Below are 972 nucleotides of genomic sequence, written 5' to 3'. Positions count from 1 at the left end.
CTGCAGATCCTGCGGGCGCCCATTGATGGCGTCGTGCAGCAACTGGCGGTCACGACCGTTGGCGGCGTGGTCACCCAGGCACAGCCCGTGGCGATCGTTGTGCCGGAAAACACTGCCCTGGAGGTAGACGCCCAAGTCCAGAACAAGGACATCGGCTATGTGAAGCCCGGCCAACGCGTCATCACCAAGGTCGAAACGTTCGACTTCACGCGTTTCGGCTACATCGAGGGCCAGGTGCAGTGGGTCGGCACCGATGCTGTCAACGACCAGAAGCTCGGTCCGATCTACCCGGTGCGCATCCGGCTCGCGGAGCAGGCCACGCCGAACTCGGTCAACGGTCGCAAGGGCGCGCTCACGCCCGGCATGAGCGTGACGGCGGATATCCGGGTCGACGAGCGCCGCATGATCTCCTATTTCCTGTCGCCCCTGCTGCGCTACAAGGACGAGGCCCTGCGGGAGCGGTGATGGCACGAGTATCCCTATTTGCCAGCGCCGCCGTGGCCGCGGTGGCGGCCACATCGCATGCCCACGCCATCGATCTGGTGGGCGCATATCGTCTTGCGCAGGGAGGTGATCCAACCTTCGAGGCGGCCCGCTATGCGTTGGAGGCTGGCCGCGAAAAGCTACCGCAGGCCCGGGCCGGGATACTCCCGACCGTCAACCTGAACGGCAACGGCGGCCGCCAGAAGGGGCAAGCGAGCTTCGCTGGCAGCCCCTATCAGGACCGTAACGTCAATAGCTGGGCGTGGAACCTGCAGCTGTCGCAGCCGGTCGTGCGCGTCGCCAACTGGATTGGCATCGCGCAAGCTGGCGCGCAAGTCGAGCAGGCCGAGGCGCAGTTTGCGCAGGCCGAGAGCGACCTGATCTTGCGCACGGCACAGGCGTACTTTGACGTGCTGACGGCACGCGACAGTGTAACGGTCGCCAAGGCGCAGCTGCGTGCGGTGGAACAGCAGCGTGTGCTGGCCAAGC

General features: G+C 65.7%; 2 protein-coding genes. Both read left to right on the top strand.

Features of this window, described 5'->3' with window-relative positions:
- Window positions 1–465, top strand: a 465-nt coding sequence (locus E1J61_RS35955; RefSeq protein WP_133098534.1) for an HlyD family efflux transporter periplasmic adaptor subunit, incomplete at its 5' end; no start/stop codon positions are given.
- The coding region (locus E1J61_RS35950) for a TolC family protein (protein WP_165971618.1) at window positions 465–972 on the top strand (508 nt) is incomplete at its 3' end. The genes E1J61_RS35955 and E1J61_RS35950, both read left to right, overlap by 1 nt.

Origin of the sequence: Cupriavidus sp. L7L, from assembly GCF_004353535.1 — a bacterium.
Taxonomy (GTDB): Bacteria; Pseudomonadota; Gammaproteobacteria; order Burkholderiales; family Burkholderiaceae; genus Cupriavidus; species Cupriavidus oxalaticus_A.
Note: the sequence above shows the minus strand (reverse complement) of the source record. Positions and strands in the feature narration are given on the sequence as shown.